11 protein-coding genes are annotated in these 18,534 nt (G+C 71.2%); 5 read left to right on the top strand and 6 right to left on the bottom strand.

What is annotated here, in order from left to right; translation table 11 throughout:
- Positions 1–1,308 (top strand): MFS transporter (locus MLE27_RS10220; RefSeq protein ID WP_341482528.1); only part of this gene is annotated, 1,308 nt, incomplete at its 5' end.
- Here MLE27_RS10220 and MLE27_RS10215 read toward each other — a convergent pair.
- The 6 genes from MLE27_RS10215 to MLE27_RS10190 form a co-directional block, all read right to left on the bottom strand.
- Positions 1,292–1,936: a VTT domain-containing protein gene (locus tag MLE27_RS10215; protein ID WP_243311968.1), complete on the bottom strand. Its 645-nt coding sequence runs from the start codon at positions 1,934–1,936 to the stop codon at positions 1,292–1,294. The genes MLE27_RS10220 and MLE27_RS10215 overlap by 17 nt on opposite strands.
- On the bottom strand, positions 1,933–3,810 hold the full coding sequence (gene ftsH, locus MLE27_RS10210; RefSeq protein ID WP_243311967.1) for an ATP-dependent zinc metalloprotease FtsH: 1,878 nt from the start codon (positions 3,808–3,810) through the stop codon (positions 1,933–1,935). Before ftsH ends, MLE27_RS10215 begins: the two co-directional genes overlap by 4 nt.
- Positions 3,811–3,874: 64 nt before the next feature.
- Complete coding sequence (locus MLE27_RS10205; RefSeq protein WP_243311966.1) at positions 3,875–4,987, bottom strand: lipase family protein; 1,113 nt, start codon at positions 4,985–4,987, stop codon at positions 3,875–3,877.
- Between the two features lie 17 nt (positions 4,988–5,004).
- A complete protein-coding gene (locus MLE27_RS10200; protein ID WP_243311965.1) occupies positions 5,005–7,959 on the bottom strand; it encodes an FAD-dependent oxidoreductase in 2,955 nt (984 codons plus the stop codon).
- 59 nt (positions 7,960–8,018) lie between these two features.
- A complete protein-coding gene (locus tag MLE27_RS10195; RefSeq protein WP_243311964.1) occupies positions 8,019–9,053 on the bottom strand; it encodes a GGDEF domain-containing protein in 1,035 nt (344 codons plus the stop codon).
- 62 nt (positions 9,054–9,115) lie between these two features.
- Positions 9,116–9,481, bottom strand: a complete 366-nt coding sequence (locus MLE27_RS10190; RefSeq protein ID WP_243311963.1) for a hypothetical protein — start codon at positions 9,479–9,481, stop codon at positions 9,116–9,118.
- Positions 9,482–9,588: 107 nt separating this feature from the next.
- Here MLE27_RS10190 and MLE27_RS10185 point away from each other — a divergent pair, with 107 nt between their 5' ends.
- From MLE27_RS10185 to MLE27_RS10170, 4 genes are all read left to right on the top strand, one after another.
- Positions 9,589–11,028, top strand: coding sequence for an aminotransferase-like domain-containing protein (locus MLE27_RS10185; protein ID WP_243311962.1), 1,440 nt, complete (start codon positions 9,589–9,591; stop codon positions 11,026–11,028).
- 84 nt (positions 11,029–11,112) lie between these two features.
- Positions 11,113–12,015: a LysR family transcriptional regulator gene (locus MLE27_RS10180; RefSeq protein WP_243311961.1), complete on the top strand. Its 903-nt coding sequence runs from the start codon at positions 11,113–11,115 to the stop codon at positions 12,013–12,015.
- The gene (locus MLE27_RS10175; protein WP_243311960.1) at positions 12,012–14,603 is read left to right on the top strand and encodes a cobyric acid synthase; all 2,592 of its coding nucleotides are present in this window, start codon (positions 12,012–12,014) and stop codon (positions 14,601–14,603) included. Before MLE27_RS10180 ends, MLE27_RS10175 begins: the two co-directional genes overlap by 4 nt.
- An 86-nt stretch (positions 14,604–14,689) precedes the next feature.
- A complete protein-coding gene (locus MLE27_RS10170; RefSeq protein ID WP_243311959.1) occupies positions 14,690–18,508 on the top strand; it encodes an AsmA family protein in 3,819 nt (1,272 codons plus the stop codon).
- Positions 18,509–18,534: the final 26 nt, after the last annotated feature.

Genomic DNA, 18,534 nt, shown 5'->3' with positions numbered 1-18,534 from the left:
TCTTCATTCTTCTCCTCCCCCTCCCCCTCCACCCGCCTTGACGCCCCCGCCCGCCGGGCCTACCTTTCCCCCGTGAGCCGTTCAGACCTGTTCCGATCCTTCCGCCACCGCAACTACCGCCTCTATTTCAGCGGTCAGCTGGTCTCCCTCACGGGCACCTGGATGCAGAGCACCGCCCAGGGCTGGCTGGTCTACCGCCTGACGGGCTCCAGCATGGCGCTGGGCATGGTGGGCTTCGCCTCCCTGATCCCGGTGCTGGTTCTCGGGCTGTTCGGCGGGGTGCTGGCCGACAGGCTCCCCAAGCGCAACCTGCTCATCGCTGCCCAGGCCCTGGCAATGCTCCAGGCCGCGGCGCTCAGTTGGCTCACCTACTCCGAGCAGGTGCAGGTCTGGCAGGTGGTGGCCTTCGCGGCCTGCCTGGGCGTGGTCAACGCCGTGGAGCTGCCCACGCGCCACTCCTTCGTGGTGGAGATGGTCGGCAAGGAGGACCTGCACAACGCCATCGCGCTCAATTCCTCCATTTTCCACCTGGCTCGCGTGCTGGGGCCGCTGGCCGCGGGCGTGGTGCTGGGCTGGGTGGGCGAAGGAGCCTGCTTCGCCATCAACGCGGCCAGCTTCCTGGCGGTGATCGCCGGGCTGGCGGCCATGCGCCTGGAGCATTCGCCCCCGAAACCGGCCCCGGCAGGCGTGCGCGAGCACCTGGCCCAGGGGCTGGCCTTCGCCTGGAAAACGCCCCTGATCCGCGCCATCCTGGCGCTCATCAGCATCGTGAGCCTGGTGGGGTCCTCGAACCTGATCCTGCTGCCTGTCTTCGCGGGGGATGTATTCGGGCGCGGCCCCGAGGGCCTGGGCCTGCTCACGGCGGGCTCCGGCGTGGGCAGCCTGCTGGGCGCGCTGTTCATGGCCGGGCGGGGCAAGGCCGCCGGGTTCGAGCGGCTGGCCTTCCGGGGCGGGCTGCTGATGGGCGCGGCCCTGGTGCTCTTCGCCAACGCGCCCTCGATCTGGCTGGCCGCCGTGTGCATCGTGCCCACGGGCTTCGGGTTCATGGCGCTCATGGCCAGCTGCAACACCATGCTCCAGCTCTGCGCCCCGGACGACATGCGCGGCCGGGTGATGTCGCTCTACACCATGCTCTACATGGGCACGGCCCCCTTCGGGGCGCTGCTGGCGGGCGGGATGGCCCAGTGGCTGGGCGCGCCCGTGACGGTGGGGATCCTGGGAGTCTGCTGCCTGGCCGGGGCGCTTGGGCCGGGCCGGGCGGTGGGGCGCGCCGCCTGCAAGGCGGGGCCGGTCAAAGACCTTTCTTGACGCTCACGTAGAGCATCCGGGCCACCACGCCCATGAGCGGCGCGCCCAAGGCGAAGAAGATGGCCACGGAGAAGTTCTCCCGCACCCAGGGGATCTGGCCGAAGAAGTAGCCCCCGAACAAGTAGAGCGGGGTCCAGATGAGCTTGCCCACGGCGTTGTAGTACAGGAACTCCCGCCAGCCCATTCCCACCATGCCCCCGGCCAGGGGCGCCAGCGAACGCAGCACCGGCACGAAGCGCGCGGCCACGACGGTCACGCCGCCGTGGCGCTCGTAGTAGTCGTGGGCCTGGGCCAGGGCCTCGTCCGAGACGAAGGGGATGCGGTGGCCGTCGAGGTAGCGCCTGCCCAGGAAGCGCCCGATGGCGAAGTTGAGGCTGTCCCCCAGGAAGGCGGCCAGCCCCATGAGCGCGAGGGTCCACCACACGTTGAAGGCCGCGCCCCGGGCCGCCAGCGCCCCCACGGCGAAGAGCACCGTATCGGAGGGCAGGGCCGTGGCCACCACCAGCCCCGTCTCCGCGAAGAGCACCAGGAACATGAGCCCGTAGGCCCAGGCCCCGTATTCGCGGGAGAGGGCCAGCAGGTGCCCGTCCAGGTGCATGAGCGTTTCCCAGGCGTCGGCCGGGCTCACTCGCCGGAGTCCTCCCGCCGGGGTTCGGAGTCGGTCGCCTCATCCCCGGCAGCGGGCTTCGGCGCGGGCAAAGGCACGCCGATGAGCTCGCCGAAGCGCTCCGCGTCGATGACCTCCACCTTCAGAAGCTCCTGGGCCACGGTCTCCAGGTCCTTGCCGTGGGCGTCCAGCAGGGAGCGCACGCGACCCTTGGCCTCGTCGAGCAGGGCCTTGACCTCCTCGTCCAGGCTGGCGGCCGTGGCCTCGCTGTACTCCTTGCCCAGGAGCGGGGCCTGTTCAGGGCTCAGGAACATGGGCCGCGCCCCCCGGGGGTAGGTGGAGAGGCCCAGGGTCTTGCCCATGCCGTACTCGGCCACCATGGCCCGGGCGATGTCGGTGGCGCGTTGCAGATCGTTGTGGGCGCCGGTGGAGATCTCGTCGAAGGTCTTCTCCTCGGCCACGCGCCCGCCCAGCAGCACGTCGATGCGGCCCAGCAGCTCCTGCCGGGTCATGAGGTAGCGGTCCTCGGTGGGGAGCTGCTGGGTGTAGCCCAGGGCTCCCAGGCCGCGCGGGATGATGGATATCTTGCTCACCGGGTCCGTGCCGGGGGTGAAGGCGGCCACCAGGGCGTGCCCGGTCTCGTGGTAGGCCACGATCTTCTTTTCCTTGGGGTTGATGACCCGGTTCTTCTTCTCCAGCCCGGCGATCACGCGGTCCACGGCCTCGGAGAGGTCCTCCATGTCCACGGCGTCCTTGCGGCGCCGGGCGGCAAGCAGCGCGCCCTCGTTGATGATGTTGGCCAGATCCGCCCCGGAGAAGCCGGGAGTCTTCTGGGCCAGCACCTTGAGGTCCACCGAGGGGGCCAGCTTCACGTTGCGGGCGTGGACCTCCAGGATCTCCAGGCGGCCCTTGAGGTCGGGCTTGTCCACCAGCACCTGGCGGTCGAAGCGCCCGGCGCGCAGCAGGGCCGGGTCCAGGGTTTCGGGGCGGTTGGTGGCGGACATGATGACCACGCCCACGCGGGGGTCGAAGCCGTCCATCTCCACCAGGAGCTGGTTGAGGGTCTGCTCGCGCTCGTCGTGCCCGCCGAAGCCGCCCACGCCGCGCGCCTTGCCGATGGCGTCCAGCTCGTCGATGAAGATGATGCAGGGGGCCTTCTCCCTGGCCTGGGTGAACAGCTCGCGCACGCGCGACGCGCCCATGCCCACGAACAGCTCCACGAACTCGGAGCCGGAAATGGAGAAGAACGGCACGTGGGCCTCGCCCGCCACGGCCCGGGCCAGCAGGGTCTTGCCCGTGCCCGGCGGCCCCACCAGGAGCACGCCCTTGGGCATGCGCCCGCCCAGGTTCTGGAAGCGGCCCGGCTCGGTGAGGAAGTCAACGATCTCCTTGAGCTCCTCCTTGGCCTCGTCGCACCCGGCCACGTCGGCGAAGGTGGTGGTCAGGTCGGACTCGGCCACGATCTTGGCCTTGCTGCGCCCCATGCCCAGCAGCTGCTCGTTGGGGTTGAAGCGGCGCATCACGAACATCCAGATGCCGAAGAAGATCGCGGCGGGCAGCACCCAGCTCAAGATGTCGCGCAGGAAGGTGGACTCGACCTGGCCCCGGAAGGTCACGTTGTACTTGGAGAGCTCGTCGGAGAGCTCGGGGTCCACGCGCAGGGCCACGAAGCGCTGCTCGCCGGGCTGGCCGTCGGTCACGACCTTCATCTTGCCCTGGAGGGAGCCCTGGCCGATGGCCACCTCGATGATGTTGCCGTTCTTGAGCTCCTTGAGGAACTCGGAATAGTCCATGGTCTTGGGGCCATAGGCCCGGACGTAGTAGTCCTGCACGATGACGAGGGCCCAGAAGGCCGCGATGACGTACCAGATCGTGAAGTGGTGCTTTTTTTCCATGGCTGACCGCCCGCTCGTAAAATTTCCAGGCTAGTCGATCAGATACGCGTGGCGGGCGGCGTGGTCAAGGCGCGTTGCGGGCGAGGTCCTCCTCCACGAAGCGGGCCACGGCTTCGGCCAGGGCCGCCCGGGGGTAGGCGTTGCGGTTGAAGGACAGGCGCCACAACGGATTGCGGGCCGTGTCGAAGGACATGGCCACGGCCAGGTGGTCGGCGTCGGGGTAGCCCAGCAGGGTGGAGCCGGGGATGACGGCGTCCCGGCAGGCCATGAGGCCGTCGTTCAAGGGGGCGGTGGCCGCGAGCTCGTCGAAGAAGGGCCGCAGCCCGGCGGAGGTGTTCTCCCGAGAGGCGAACGCGGGCAGGCTGTAATAGCGCACCCCGGCGGGCAGGGGGTGCTCCGCCAGCCAGGACAGCCGCACGCCCGGGCTCAGGCTGTTCAGGGCCTCGCCGTGCGGGCCGGGCGCGCAGCCCGAAAAGTGCAGCCTCTCCGCCAGGCGAACCAGCAGACCCGGCATGGTGTCGGCCAGGGGAGAGCCGTTCACCGCGCCCGAGACGGCGACCAGCGCCGCCACGCGCCCTGCCAGTTCGGGGTTCGCAGCCAGGGCGGTCAGGCTGTCGGGGACCCCCTTGGAGTGGGCCAGCAGGATGGCCCGCGTGCCCTCGGGCAGGGCCAGGAGCGCCTCCCGGACGATCGCGGCGTTGCGCTCGCAGCCGGAGCGGCCCTCGGTGCGGATGGTGGCTGTACGGTAGCCCTGGGCTTCCAGGTTGGCCAGGGCGTCGCCGAACAGAGGGGCCACGTCGGCCACGCACTCGGCCAACAGGCCCGGCACCATGACCACCGTGAGCCCGGCGCGCGAGGGCTCCAGGTTCACGGGCTGGCCAGTGGGGCCGCCCTCCCCGGCCAGGCGCCACAAGGGTTCGGAGCCCGGAGCCGCACCGCCCCGCGCGGCCAGCACGGCCGTGAAGATCTCGCGGAAGCGGGCGCGGCCGTCCGTGATTCCGGCCAGGGCGGCAGGCAGGAGCACGGCCGGGGGCCCACCTGAGGGCATGACCTCGGGCCGGGCAGCCTGCCGCCTGGAACAACCGGGCAGCGCGGCCGCCAGCATGGCGCAGGCCAGCGCCCAGAGGAGCCTGGCCGCGCCCGGGCGCGGCGTGCCTTCCGTGGTCTGGAGCGCCATGTGCCTCCTTTCCGGCCTCACCGCAGCATGTTCTGCACGAAGCTCATGCCCCTGCGCTTGTGGGAGCACTCGGGGCAGAGCTGCTGCTCCAGGCCAGCGGAGGAGGCCAGCTTGTCGCCCATGCGCTGGCGCAACTGCTCCAGGTACTGCTCGGCGGGCAGCGGCTTGCCGCACTCGGGGCAGGTGGGCGTGGGCAGCTCGCTGATGGCGTGCCCCGTGAAGCTGATGGACGTCTCGCCCTTCTCCAGCACCAGGCGCATGGCCCCGGTGGGACAGATGCGCGTGCACGCGCCGCAGCCCACGCACTTGTCGGTGGGGCGGTCGAAATCCTCGAACACCAGGCGGCCTTCGACCTCCTTGAAGCGCAGGGCGTCGCCCCCCGCCTCGGAGCAGACCAGCTGGCACAGGCCGCAGCCGATGCACACGTCGCAGCGCAGGCAACGCCGGGCCTCGTTCTCGGCCATGGCCTGGTCCAGGCCGAGCTCCACCTGATCGAAGTTCAGGCTGCGCCCGGCCACGGGAACCATGGGGATCTCGGGGCGGGCGTGCTCGCTCCAGCCGCAGCCGTGGGGCGAGCAGAGCAGCTCGCGCTCCCAGCGGGGGCGCGGCTCCACCTGGGCGGGATCGAAGGCCGCGCCGCGCAGGTGGGCGTCGATGGCGTAGGCCGCGCGCTTGCCGTCGCGGATGGCCTCCACCACGGTGGCCGGGCCCTGGGCCGCGTCGCCGCCCGCGAACACGCCGGAGCGGTCCGTGGCCATGGTGGCCGTGTTGATCTGGATGGTGCGCCACTTGGTCAGGCAGACCTCGCCCAGGGTGCCGTCCGCGCCCTTGGTGAATGACTCGTCGCAGAACTGGCCGATGGCGGAAATGATCATGTCGCAGGCGATGACCCGCTCCGAGCCGGGCTTGGGCTCGGGCCTGCGCCGACCGGAGGCGTCGGGTTCGCCCAGGGCCATGGTCACCACCTCCATGCCGGTGAGCTTGCCGCCCTCGCCCACCAGGCGGGTGGGCGCGGCCAGGAAGGTGAAGTGCACGCCCTCGTGTTCGGCCTCCTCCACCTCCTCGGCGGCGGCGGGCATCTCCGTGCGGGAGCGCCGGTACACCACGCGGACTTCCTTCGCGCCCAGGCGCACGGCCGTGCGCGCGCAGTCCATGGCGGTGTTGCCGCCGCCCACCACGATCACCCGCTCGCCCACGGAAGGCTTACGGCCAAGACCCAACTCCACCAGGAACTGCGTGCCCGAGACCACGCCCGTCAGCAGGGCCTCGCCCTCCAGCCCCAGCGCCCGGCTGGACCAGGCCCCCAGGCCCAGGAAGGCCGCATCGAAGCCCTGGGCGGCCAGGTCGTCCAGGGTGAAGTCCCGCCCGAGGGCCTTGCCGGTGGTCACCTCCACCCCGAGGCCGGTCACGGTGGCGATCTCGCTGTCCAGAATGGCCTTGGGCAGCCGGTATTCGGGGATGCCGTAGCGCATCATGCCGCCCAGGGCGGGCATGGCCTCGAAGATGGCCGCCCCGTGGCCAAGGCGCGCCAGGAAGGAGGCGCAGGCCAGGCCCGCCGGGCCGCCGCCGATCACGGCGACCTTCCTGCCCGAGGCCGGGCGCGGGCTGCACACAGGGGGATAGCCGCCGGACTGGGCCATGGCCGCCTTGGCGGACACGGCTTTCATGGCCCTGATGTGGATGGGCTTGTCCACCTTGCCGCGCAGGCAGACCTTCTCGCAGGGGGCCGGGCAGACCAGGCCGCAGGCGTAGGGGAGGGGGTTGTCCTGCACCATGATGGAGACGGCCGCGCCGTGCTCCCCGCGCCCGGTGAGGGAGAGGAAATTGGGGATGTCGATGCCCGCGGGGCAGCGCTCCTGGCAGGGGGCCACCCTGCGGCGGCGGCAGGCCCCGGTGGGGCACTCACCCCCGGTATGCTCCAGCCACTCATTGGCGAAGGCCTTGAGCGAGGTGGCAAGCGTGCCTGCGGCGGCCAGCCCGGCCTCTTCCAGGAGGCTGGCCGAGAGGTTCAGGTCGGTGAGCTGCTCCCTGTCGCCGCGGCCCAGGGCCAGCTCCGTGGCCAAGCGGGCGGCGCGGGCCAGCAGGCCCCGCCGGGGGTGGCCGTCGCGCACGGCGGCCAGGCGCCAGTGGGCGTAGAGGGCCTGGCGGGTGATGTCCACCGGGCACTGCCCGGGTGCGAACACGTCGACGCTGCCCAGGCCCGGATCGAGCCCCTGGGCGCGCAGCAGCTCGGGGTCCATGCGCAGGGGCTGGCCCGCGGCGGCAAATCCGCCCAGGCCGCCGTCAAGAATCAGCGCCCCCTCGGAGCCGGGCTTGCCGCCCAGCAGTTCGCGCAGGTCGGCTCCCAGGGGCAGCTCCTTGAAGGCTCCACCGGCGAACAGGCAGCGGGCCTGCCTGAAATCCTCCGCGGCCTCGAAGGCCAGGGGCAGGCGGCACCATGTCTCCAGGGACAGGCGTAGCTCGCCGGGGTTCACGGCCAGGGGGGGCCGCTCGGGCTCGCGGGTGTGGGGGCGCACCTCCACCGAGATGGCGGGCACGGCCGCGTCCATGCCTCTGGCGTTGGCCAGCCACTCCTCGAGGGCCAGGCCCATAGCCTCACGGCCGGGGGACACCAGCAGCACCGCCTTGGTCCGCCCGAGCAGGGCGCTTGCGGTGACCAGACCCTCGACCAGGGCGAAAGAGAAATTCTGGAGCAGGTGCAGGGGGAGCTGGTCGCCCGCGAAGGCTTCGGAGGCGTCCACCATCAGCAGGCCGGAGCCTGCGGTCTGGGCGGCCCAGGCCAGGTAGACCGGGAGGCAGGGCTGTCTGGAGTCGCGCAGGCCGGAGGCGCGCAGCCGCAGCAGGGCGTCGTCGGGGTCCAGGGTCCAGGCGGAGGGCAGGAGCGAATCCTGCCAGGTCTGGCCCTCGCGGGCCTCCCGCCAACTCAGCAGTGGTGTGTCGCCGGAAGCACAGAGAACTCTGGATGCGGGCATGAAATCCCCCCACGGTGTTTGCGTGGGTGTACCCGCTGGCGGTCTTTCAGGCAATGCCCCTACCGGGCCACCACCTTGTTCCGGCCGGTCTGCTTGGCCTGGTAGAGGGCCTCGTCGGCCGCGTTGAGCAGGCGCAGGGGCAGGGAATCCTTCCAGGCGGGGTCGAGGCAGGCCACGCCCAGGCTGATGGTCAGCTTCACGCCGGTGTGCATGATGCCGCCGTCGAGGTTGCGGATGACGAAGTTGTAGGCCTCCACGCGCTTGCGGATCATCTCCGCCAGGAGCACCGACTCATCCCCGTTGGAATCCTTGGTTTCGCAGATCACGGTGAACTCCTCGCCCCCGAAGCGGGAGGCGAATACCGTGGTGCCCTCCTCCTCCAGTTGGCGCTGGCATTCCCGGATCACCGAGGCCACGGCGGAGAGGGCCTGGTCGCCGATGATGTGGCCGTACTCGTCGTTGAACTTCTTGAAGTGGTCCACGTCGGCCATGAGCACGCACAGGGTGGCGCCGCCTTTTTTGGCCCGCTCCACGGCCTGGGACAGCTCCTCCTCGAAGGCGCGGCGGTTGGCGAGGCCGGTGAGCGCGTCGGTGCGGCTCAGGCGCTCCAGGTCCTTGGCGTCCTGCTCCATGTAGCGGATGACGTCCTGGAAGCCGCCCCGGATGGATTCGAGCATCTCGTCGAGGTTGTTGCCGCTGCTCACCTGGGTGAGGGTGGATACCTCCAGCAGTTGCAGGTCGCCCTTGCGCTTGAGGATCATCTCCTTGGAGTGGGCGATGGCGGAGGCCATGTCCGCCAGGGAGCGCTCCAGCTTCTCCCGCCATTTGGCCGCGAGGATCTCCTCGCAGCGCTGGGAGGCGGTCATGAAGCGTTCTTCGGTGAGGTCGCCCTTCTTGAGGATGTCCACCACCAGCTCCTGCATCTTGCGCTTCTGGTCGTCGGAATAGATGTCGTAATCGCGGATTGAGCGCATGAACAGGATCAGGGCCCGCCATTTGGAGTCGCGCGGGATGCCGAGCTTGTCCATGGCCTCGCAGGTGCCCTCGAAGCAGGGCTTGCGGGTTTTGGCCCCATTGAAACTCTTGGACTGCATGGAATACTACTAGCCGAGTTTTCCCCCGGTTGCCAAGGGGTTTGCCGATTCTTCCCCCGCCGTCAGCGCCAGCCGAAGCTCAATTCCGAGGGCGAATCCAGGGCCGTGACGCTCACGCTCACGCCCGCCTCCATGCACAGCGATTCCCCCGGCCCGAGCACCTCGCCGGAGCTCCGGGCGGGGCAGGCCACCAGGGCCCGGCCCTGCAGGCAGTCAACCCGGAGCCTCGCCCCTCCGGTGAGCACGGCGCTCTGCCCTCCCGCCAGGGCCACGCGCATGCCCCCGGCGGGGCGGGCGGCCCCCCCGCCGCCCCTCATGTGCCCGAGAATCTTCCTCACGGGCGCGGTCCCGGCCAGGGCCGCCCAGAGGTCGTCGAGCAGGCCCGACTGCTCCATAGGCCATTGCATGGGTGTGGTGTCCTTGGCCATGGTGTCCTCCTTCGCTTTTGACGCTTTGCTTACGCCATACAATCTGTTACCAGTACAGACACAGAACACATCGATTTCAACCAATACAGTTCGCCAGGGACGAGGCCATGAACTCCGACGCCTACCTCTATGAGACCGTGCGCTTAAGCCTGCTGGAGATGATCGCCTCCGGGGCGCTCGGCCCCGGTGACAAGGCCCCGTCCCTGCGCCGCCTGGCCACGGCCATGCGCGTGAGCCTCTCCACCGCCTCCCAGGCCTACGCCCGGCTGGAGAGCGAAGGGGTGCTCGAGGCCAGGCCCAAGTCCGGCTTCTTCATCCGGGGCGCCAAGGCCTGCCTGCCCATCCCGGATACGGGCGCGAGCCCCGGCCCCGACCCCTCCGCGCCGCCCGCGCCGCTCAACCGCGCGGAGCTCATCCGAAAAGTGCTAGCCAACATGTCCCGCCGGGACACGTTGCCCCTGGGCGTGGCCCGCACCGCCGAGAACCTGCTGCCCCTGCACCAGCTCAACCGCATCCTGGGCCAGGTGCTGCGCGACGAGGGCGAGCGCGTGGGCTTCTACGGCCCGGTGGAGGGGCACGAGCCCCTGCGCCGCCAGATCGCCCTGCGCATGATGGAGGCCGGGGCCGAATGCGGCGTGGCCGACACCCTGGTCACGGCCGGGGCCATGGAGGCCCTGCACATCGCGCTGCGCTGCGTGGCCCGCGCCGGGGACACGGTGGTCATCGCCACCCCCAGCTACTACTGCTTCCTGCACATGCTGGAGAACATGGGCCTGCGCGTTGTGGAGGTGCCCTCCCGCCCGGACGGGGGCGTGCGGCCCGCCGACATCGCCCAGGCCGTGGACCGCTTCCGGGTGGCCGCCTGCGTGCTCACGCCCAATTTCAACAACCCCGACGGCGCGCTCATGCCCGAGGAGGCCAAGGCCGAGGTTGTCTCCCTGCTGGCGGCGCGGGGCGTGCCGCTCATCGAGGACGACGTCTACGGAGACATGCACTTCGGCCCCGAGCGCCCCAAGTGCTGCAAGGCCTTCGACCGCGAAGGGTTGGTGCTGCACTGCTCCTCCTTCTCCAAGACCATCTCGCCGGGCTACCGCGTGGGCTGGCTCCTGCCCGGGCGCTTCATGGACAAGGCCCTGGAGATCAAGGCCACCATCAACGTCTCCACCGCCACGCCCACCCAGATGGCCGTGGCCGAATATCTGCGCTCCGGGCACTACCACCGCCATCTCAAGCGCTTGCGTCCGGCGGTGAAGGCCCATATGGAGGCCATGTACGCCCTGGTGGGCCGCCACTTCCCCCAGGGCACCCGCGCCACCCGGCCGCAGGGCGGCTCGGTGATGTGGCTGGAGCTGCCCGGCCAGGTGGACACCGTGGCCTTCATGAACAGGGCCCTGGAGCACGGAATCACCGTGGCGCCGGGGGCCATCTTCTCCTCCCAGGACCGCTTCGGGGACTGCCTGCGCATCAGCTACTGCATCCCCGACGCCCCCCGCCTGGAGGCGGCCGTGGCCCTGCTGGGCTCCCTGGCCCGCGAGATGATCGCCTGAGTTCATGGCCGAACGTATAGACCGGCCTCGCGGCGCATTGCCAATCGCAATGCCTGAAGGCACCCTTTAGGATCGGTGAAGGATATGGAACTCTACCACCTGCGCACCTTCGTGGCCGTGGCCGAGGAGGGCAACCTCTCCCGCGCGGCCGAGCGGCTGCACCTCTCCCAACCCGCGGTCAGCGCCCATGTGAAGGCCCTGGAGGAGGAGCTGGGCGTGCACCTGTTCTCGCGCTCCGCGCGCGGCATGGACGTGACCGACTCCGGCAGGCGGCTGTGCGCCACGGCCCACGAGGCCCTGGCCCGCACCCAGGACCTGGTGGAGCAGGCCAGGGCCCTGCGCGGCGAGGTTGTGGGCGACGTGGTCATCACCCGCAACACCGACCCCGATTTCCTGCGCCTGCCCGGCGTGCTGGCCCACATCGCGGCCAACCACCCGGAGGCGCTGCTGCACGTGAACTGCTGCGACTCCTACGATGTGGCCCAGGGACTCAAGGCCGGGCACATGCACGCCGGTTTCGCCTACGGCGACTTCTCCGGCGACCCGCAGCTCACCGCCCTGGCCCTGGGCATGGCCTGCGTGCGCGTGGTCGGCCCGCCCTCTTGGGAGGAACGTCTGCGCGAGGCCACCGTGGCCGACCTGGCCGCCCTGCCCTGGGTCTGGTTCCATGAGCGCTGCCCCTTCGTGGCCATGGCCAAGGGCCTGCTCAAGGAGGCCGACTGCGAGCCCAGGACCGCCGCCGTGATAAACGACGAGCACACCATCCGGGCCATGGTGGCCTCGGGCAAGGGGCTCTCCCTGCTGCGCGACGACATGATCCGCTCCCCCATGCTGGGGCAGGAGCTGGCGGTGTGGCCCGGCGGGGCGCTGGGCATCCCCCTCAGCCTGGTGGCCCTGACCCGGCGCATGGCCGAACCGGCCGTGCAGGCCGCCATGGGCGCGGCCGCCAGCGCCTGGGGCCTGGACGGCGAGGCCTGGCGCGCATGACCCAGTCCCACCACGGCGGCGACGTGGCGCAGTTGGCCAGAGCCGCCGGATGCGCGCCAGAGGACATCCTGGACTTCTCCGCCAGCATCAACCCGCTTGGACCGCCTGAGTGGCTGCGCCCCGCGATCTCCTCGGCGGTGTCCTCCCTGGTGCACTACCCGGACCCGCACTGCCGCGAGCTGCTGGCCGCCGCGTCGGCCCGCTACGGGGTTCCGGAGGCGCAGCTCGTGGCGGGCAACGGCACCAGCGACCTGCTCTTCGCCCTGGCCCGGGCCATGAAAGGCAAGGGCGCGACGCACGCCGTGATCCCCGCGCCCGCCTACGTGGACTACCGCACCGCCTGCGAGCGCGCGGGCCTGGCGGCCGAGAGCCTGATCCTGAACCACGCGGACGGCTTCAGGCTGGACGAGGCCGCGCTGCTCGACACGCTGCGCCCGGGGAGCGCCGCGTTCCTGGGCAGGCCGGGCAACCCCACCGGCCGCGACGTCCCTGCGGACACGGTGCGCCGCCTGGCCGCGGCCCGGCCGGACTGCCTGTTCGTGGCCGACGAGGCCTTCGGCAGCTTCGTGGAGGGCTTCGAGAGCCTCGTGCGGGACCGCCCGGCCAATGTGGCGGTGCTCCTCTCGCTCACCAAAATGTTCGCCATTCCGGGCCTCAGGCTGGGCCTGCTCTGTGCCGGTGACGACTTAGCTGGGCTTGTGCGGGCGCAGCTCTCCCCCTGGTCGGTCAACACCCTGGCCCAGGCCGTGGGGCTGCGCGCCATGGCCGACCGGGAGTTCGAGGCCCGCTCGCGGGAGAACGCCGCAGCCCTGCGCCGGGAACTGGCGGCCGGGCTGGCCGCGCTGCCTGGCATCGAGGTGTTTCCAGGGGCGGCCAACTACCTGCTCTGCCGCCTGGAGAAACCGGACGTCCCCGCCCTGCGCGCCCGGTTGCTCACCCGGCGCATCGCCATCCGGGACTGCTCCAACTTCGAGGGCCTGGACGCCCGCTTCTTCCGGGTGGCCGTGCGCGCCCGGGACGACAACGAGCGCCTGCTGGAGGCCCTGGAGGCCGAGCTGGCCCCGGCGCGGCAGCGCGTCATAAGGAAGCGGCGCACGCCCGCGCTCATGATCCAGGGCACCACATCCAACGCGGGCAAGTCCGTGCTGGCGGCGGCGCTGTGCCGCATTCTCAGGCAGGACGGCGTGCGCGTGGCCCCGTTCAAGTCGCAGAACATGTCGCTCAACTCCTGCGTGACCCCCTGGGGCGAGGAAATGGGCCGCGCCCAGGTGCTCCAGGCCCAGGCCTGCGGCCTGGCCCCCCAGGCGCGCATGAACCCGGTGCTGCTCAAGCCCTGCTCCGACACCGGCTCCCAGGTGATCGTCATGGGCAAGCCCGTGGGCAACATGCGCGTGCGCGAGTACGTGGCCTACAAGCCCACGGCCTTCGCGGCCGCGAAACAGGCCTACGACTCCCTGGCCGGGGAGTTCGAGGCCGTCATCCTGGAGGGCGCGGGCAGCCCGGCGGAAGTGAACCTCAAGCATCACGACATGGTGAACATGGCCATGGCCGCCCACGCCGGGGCCAGGGTGCTCCTGGCGGGCGACATCGACCGGGGCGGCGTGTTCGCGGCCCTGTGCGGCACCATGGAGCTGCTCTCCGAGTCCGAACGGGCCATGGTGGGCGGCTACGTGCTCAACCGCTTCCGGGGCGACCCGAGCCTTTTGGACCCGGCCCTTGAGTTCATGCGCGCAACCACGGGCAAGCGCGTGCTTGGCGTGGTGCCCAACATCGAGCCCCTGGGCCTGCCCGAAGAGGACTCGGTCAGCTTCAAGCAGGGCGGCTTCGGCTCCACCGGCCCGCGCGAGCCGGGCGCCGGAGTTCTGGACATCGCCGTGCTGGACCTGCCCCACATCTCCAATTTCACCGATTTCGACGCCCTGGCCCGCGAGCCGGACGTGAGCCTGAGGGTGGTGCGCTCCCCCGAAGAGCTGGGCCGCCCGGACGCGGTGCTCCTGCCCGGAAGCAAGAACACCCTGGCGGACCTGGCGCACCTGCGCGCGGCGGGCCTGGCCGAGGCCGTGGCGCGGCTGGACGGCGTTGAGGTCGTGGGCGTGTGCGCCGGATTGCAGATGCTTGGCGCGCGCATCCTGGACCCGCTGGGCCTGGAGTCGGACCGGGGCGAGGAGGCGGGCCTGGGCCTCTTGCCCCTGGTGACGGAGCTCATGCCGGAGAAGACGCTTACGCGCGCCGAGGCCCTGCACGCCGCCTCGGGCCACACGCTGCGCGGCTACGAGATCCACCACGGCGAGACCGTGGCCACCCGGGACGACGCCCCCGGGCTGTTCGCCAGGCAGGACGGCCGCCCCCTGGGTTGGGGCCGCATGGGCGGCGTATGGGGCACCTATCTGCACGGGCTCTTCGACGCGGACGGCTTCAGGGGCTGGTGGCTGGACGCCCTGCGCGCCCGCAAGGGCCTCGCGCCGATGGAGCGCGCCGTGTCCGGCCAAGGGGAGGACGCGGCCGTGGACGCGGCCCTGGACCGCCTGGCCGCCGTGGTGCGCAAGAACCTGGACATGGAGGCCGTCTACGCCCTGCTGGGACTGTAACCTTCCGTTCATGCCGCGCCACTTGAACCGGACGCGGTAAGGGTCTATGCTCACTTACTGTTCGAGCCCCGCTCGACCCCCGCGCCATGAGAAACGACACCACTCCAACCAACGGCCAGGCCAATGGGCCGGACACCCCGGCGGCGGCGCCGCAAAAATCCCGGCGGATACTCTCCTCCCTGCGCCTGACGCTGGCCGTGACCTTTCTGGCGGGGTTGATCGCCTACCTGACGCCCCTGGCCCTGACCCGCCTCGTCGGGCAGGACATGCTCCGCGCCCAGGCCCAGGCCGCCCTCCAGGGCGCGCTCTACCGCCCGGTGGACATCAAGGGCGAGGTGCGCCTGACGCTCATCCCCTGGTTCGGGCTGCGCACCGGCCCGGTCACCGTGGCCAACAGCCCCGGCTTCGGCCCGCAGCCCCTGGTCAGCGTGGAATCCTCCACCATCGAGCTCAACCTGCTGGCCCTGGTGCGCAAGCGCATCGTGGTGGATTCGGTCTCGCTCTCCAGCGCCACGCTCAACCTTGAGCGCGACGCCCAAGGCCAGGAGAACTGGCGCACGCCCCAGCCGGTGGACGTCTCCTCGCTCCCGCTGCCCCCGGCCCCCAGCGGCTGGGAGGCCCAGCGCCTCCCCACGGGCCTGCGCCTGTGGAACGCCAGCGTGCACTTCACGGACCAGCTCACCGGCTCCAACATCGACGTGCGCCGCCTGAACCTGAACACCACCCCGGCCAGCCCCTTCGATTTCTCCGTCTCCTGCGAGTTGACCGTGCTGCCGCTCGGCATCAAGGGCGAAGTGCACGCCCAGGGCCAGGGCAGCTACGGCCCCACGGGCGGGCACGTGTTCGTGCGCAGCTCCCAGGCGGCGGGCTGGCTGGACCTGCCCGAGGCCGACGGCAGGCCCGGCGGGCGGATGCAGTTCTCCGGCCGGCTGGGCTTCCACGGCGAGGCCGGGGCCTTCGAGATTTCCCAACTGGTGCTGGAGGGCCTGGGCGCGCGCGTGACCGGCCAGATCAACGCCGCCGGCATCTACGAGAACACCCCCTACATGGCCCTGAATCTGGCCGCCACGGCCAGCCGCCACGGGGCCTGGGCGGCCCTGCTGGGCGTGGACCCGGCCGACGCCCCGGCCCTGCGCGCCCCCAATGGCCGCGAGACCCCCACCCTGCGCCGCGCCCCGGACGAAGCCGACGTGGAGGCCGCCCTGGTGCTCAACTACGGCCCTGCGGGCTGGAAGGCCGAGTCCTTCAGCCTGCGCCACGAGCAGGGCCGCGTCACCGGCTGGGCAGGCAACATCGGGGGCCAGCTCGATTTCGACGTGCGCGCCGACGGGGTGGACCTGAACCGCTGGGCCCCGGCGCGACTGCCCGCCCTGGCCGATTCCCTGCGCGGAGCCCTCGCCAGCGGCGCCGGGAGCCGGGGCCTGGAGGCCCTGCACGGCCGCTTCAAGGGCAGGCATCTTCGCCTGGGCGAGGTGGACGTCTCCGAGGTGGAGCTGAGCGCCAAGGCCGAAAACGGCGCGCTGCGCCTCTATCCCTTCACGGCGCGCACCCCCCAGACCCTGCTCACGGCGGACCTGCGCGCCGCCCTGGACCCCGGCTCGCCCGGGTTCTCCTGCCAGGCGGCGCTCCAGGCCCTGGCCCCCGGGCACAACGCTCCGGCCAAGGCCGCCGAACTTTCCCTGGAGGGCGCGGCAAAGGATTCCGGCCTGGGCGGCAGCGTGCGCTTCACCCTGGGCGACTTGCCTCCCGGCTGGTCCCCCCCCTGGCTGACTGAAAATCTCGCGGCGGCCTGGCGCGCGCTGGGCGGGGGGAGCGTCTCCGCCAGCCTGCGCCTGCCCGGCGGGGAAGACCGCCTGGCCGAGCTGGCCGACCTGGACCTGCGCGCGGGCGGCTCCCGCATCACGGGCCGGGCCGGATACGCCCCCGGGCGCGTAAGCCTCGACCTCGCCGCCGACCGGCTGGACACCGAACGGTTGCAGCAGGCCGCCGCCCTGTTCGGGCCCGGCGGCGACAACCCCCTGCCCCCCCTGGCCCTGGACGGCCGCGTCGCCGTGAAACGCCTGTCCACGCCCCTGGGCGAGTTCGACGACGTGCAGCTCGCGGGGCAGTCCGGCCCGGAGGCCCTGCACCTGGGCACCCTCACGGCCTCGGGCCTTGGCGGCAGGATTACCGGCTCGTTGGACTACCAGCATTCCGGCGGCAGGCACGGCGGCAGCCTGACCCTGGCCGCCAGCGGCGTGCATGGGGCGCAGCTCTCGGCCCTGGCTCCGCAGGCCCCCCGCCTGACCGGGCCGCTGGAAGGCCGCATCAGCCTGGAGGCCTCGGCCCGCTCCGGGGAGCCCCTCTGGCGCGCCATGCACGGCCAGGCCGACCTGCAAATGGGCATCGGCACCGTGGCCTTCAGCCAGGACCAGGGCCCCAACCAGGCCTGGCCGCTGACCCGCACGGCGCTCAACCTCAAGTTCGCCTCCAGGCCCGCCAACGGAGCGGAGAAGCCCCGCGAAGCGGCCCTCGCCGAGGTGACCGGCTCCCTGCGCATGGAATCCCCCGGCCAGTTGCGCTCCCTGCAGACCGACCTCAAGGGCCAGGCCGGGCTGGGTGCAAACGGCAAGCCCCTCTGGTTCCGCCAGCCCAGGCTGGAGGGCAGCCTGGCCGTGGACGTGCCCCTGCGCCCGGGCAAGCCCCTGCGGGCCACCTGGGCCGGCAAGCTTGATGCGGACTTCGAGAAGGGTTCCTACGGCATCACCGGCGTGGACCTGAACATGGAGGGCGTCACGGGCAAGGCATCCCTCACCGGGCAGCCCGGCCCCGGCGGCATGCAGCTCTCCGGCTCGGTGGATATCCCCGAATTCTCCCCGCGCGATGCGGCCCAGCGCACGGGCATAGCCCTGCCCGCCAAGGCCGCGCCCGAACTGTGGCGCAAGGCCCGGTTCTCAACGGACATCGGCGGGAACCTCAAGGACGTCCGCCTGACCCGCATCCAGGGCGCGCTGGACGACACCACCATCACGGGCGCGGCCACGCTCACGGGCCAGACCACCCACGCCGACCTCGCCGTCGGCAACCTGGACCTGGACCGCCTCTTCCCCATCGTCAAGGACGATGACCCCGCCAAGCGCCCGGATTCGCCCCTGCCCATGCAGGAGCTGCGCGCCCTGAACATGGACGCCAAGGTGCGCCTGGGCAGGCTGGTGCGGGACAAGCTGGTGTGGGACAGCTCCCTGCTCACGCTCACGGCCCAGGGGGGGCGCTTCCGCATCATGCACTCCTCCCAGCAGTTCTACGGGGGCTCGTACATGATGGACGTGCGCGGCGACGCGCGCGGGCAGGATCTCAAGGCCCAGTTCGACCTGGCTTTGGTGGGCTTCGAGGCCTCGCCCCTGCTGCGCGCCGTGGCTGGAGCAGAAACGGTGACCAGGGGCAACGGCGAATTCCACGTGAACGTGGAGACCTGGGGCGCCACGGAAAAGGCCCTGCGAAGCCACGCCGCCGGGACCGCCCGCTTCGAGGTGAAAGGAGGCAGGCTGGTGCTGCGCGAACCCGGAGCCGCCAGCAGGCAGCTCCCGCCGCCAACCGACGCCGAGAGCCTGCCCTTCGACAGCCTGGGCGCGCACTTCACGGCCCGCGAGGGCCTGGCCATCAGCCGCGACCTGGCCATGCTCGGCCCGGACATCACGGCCAAGGGCGACGGCTGGGTAAGCCTGCCGGACGAACGCATCGACCTGAACCTGATCGCCGTGGTGCGCGACGTGGGCGAGCTGCCCGTGCGCATCAGCGGGCCGCTTTACGACCCCAAGGTGAACGTGGACAAGTCCCGCATACTTGGGGAGACCATCATGAAGATGTTCAAGGGCGTCATCACCCTGCCCGCCTCCATCGTCAACATTTTCCGCAAGCTGTACTGATCGGGGCGGGGTCGATTCCCGCCACG

Source organism: Fundidesulfovibrio agrisoli (genome assembly GCF_022808715.1).
Lineage (GTDB): Bacteria > Desulfobacterota > Desulfovibrionia > Desulfovibrionales > Desulfovibrionaceae > Fundidesulfovibrio > Fundidesulfovibrio agrisoli.
The sequence above is the reverse complement of the archived record's forward strand: the minus strand, read 5'-3'. Positions and strand labels throughout refer to the sequence as shown.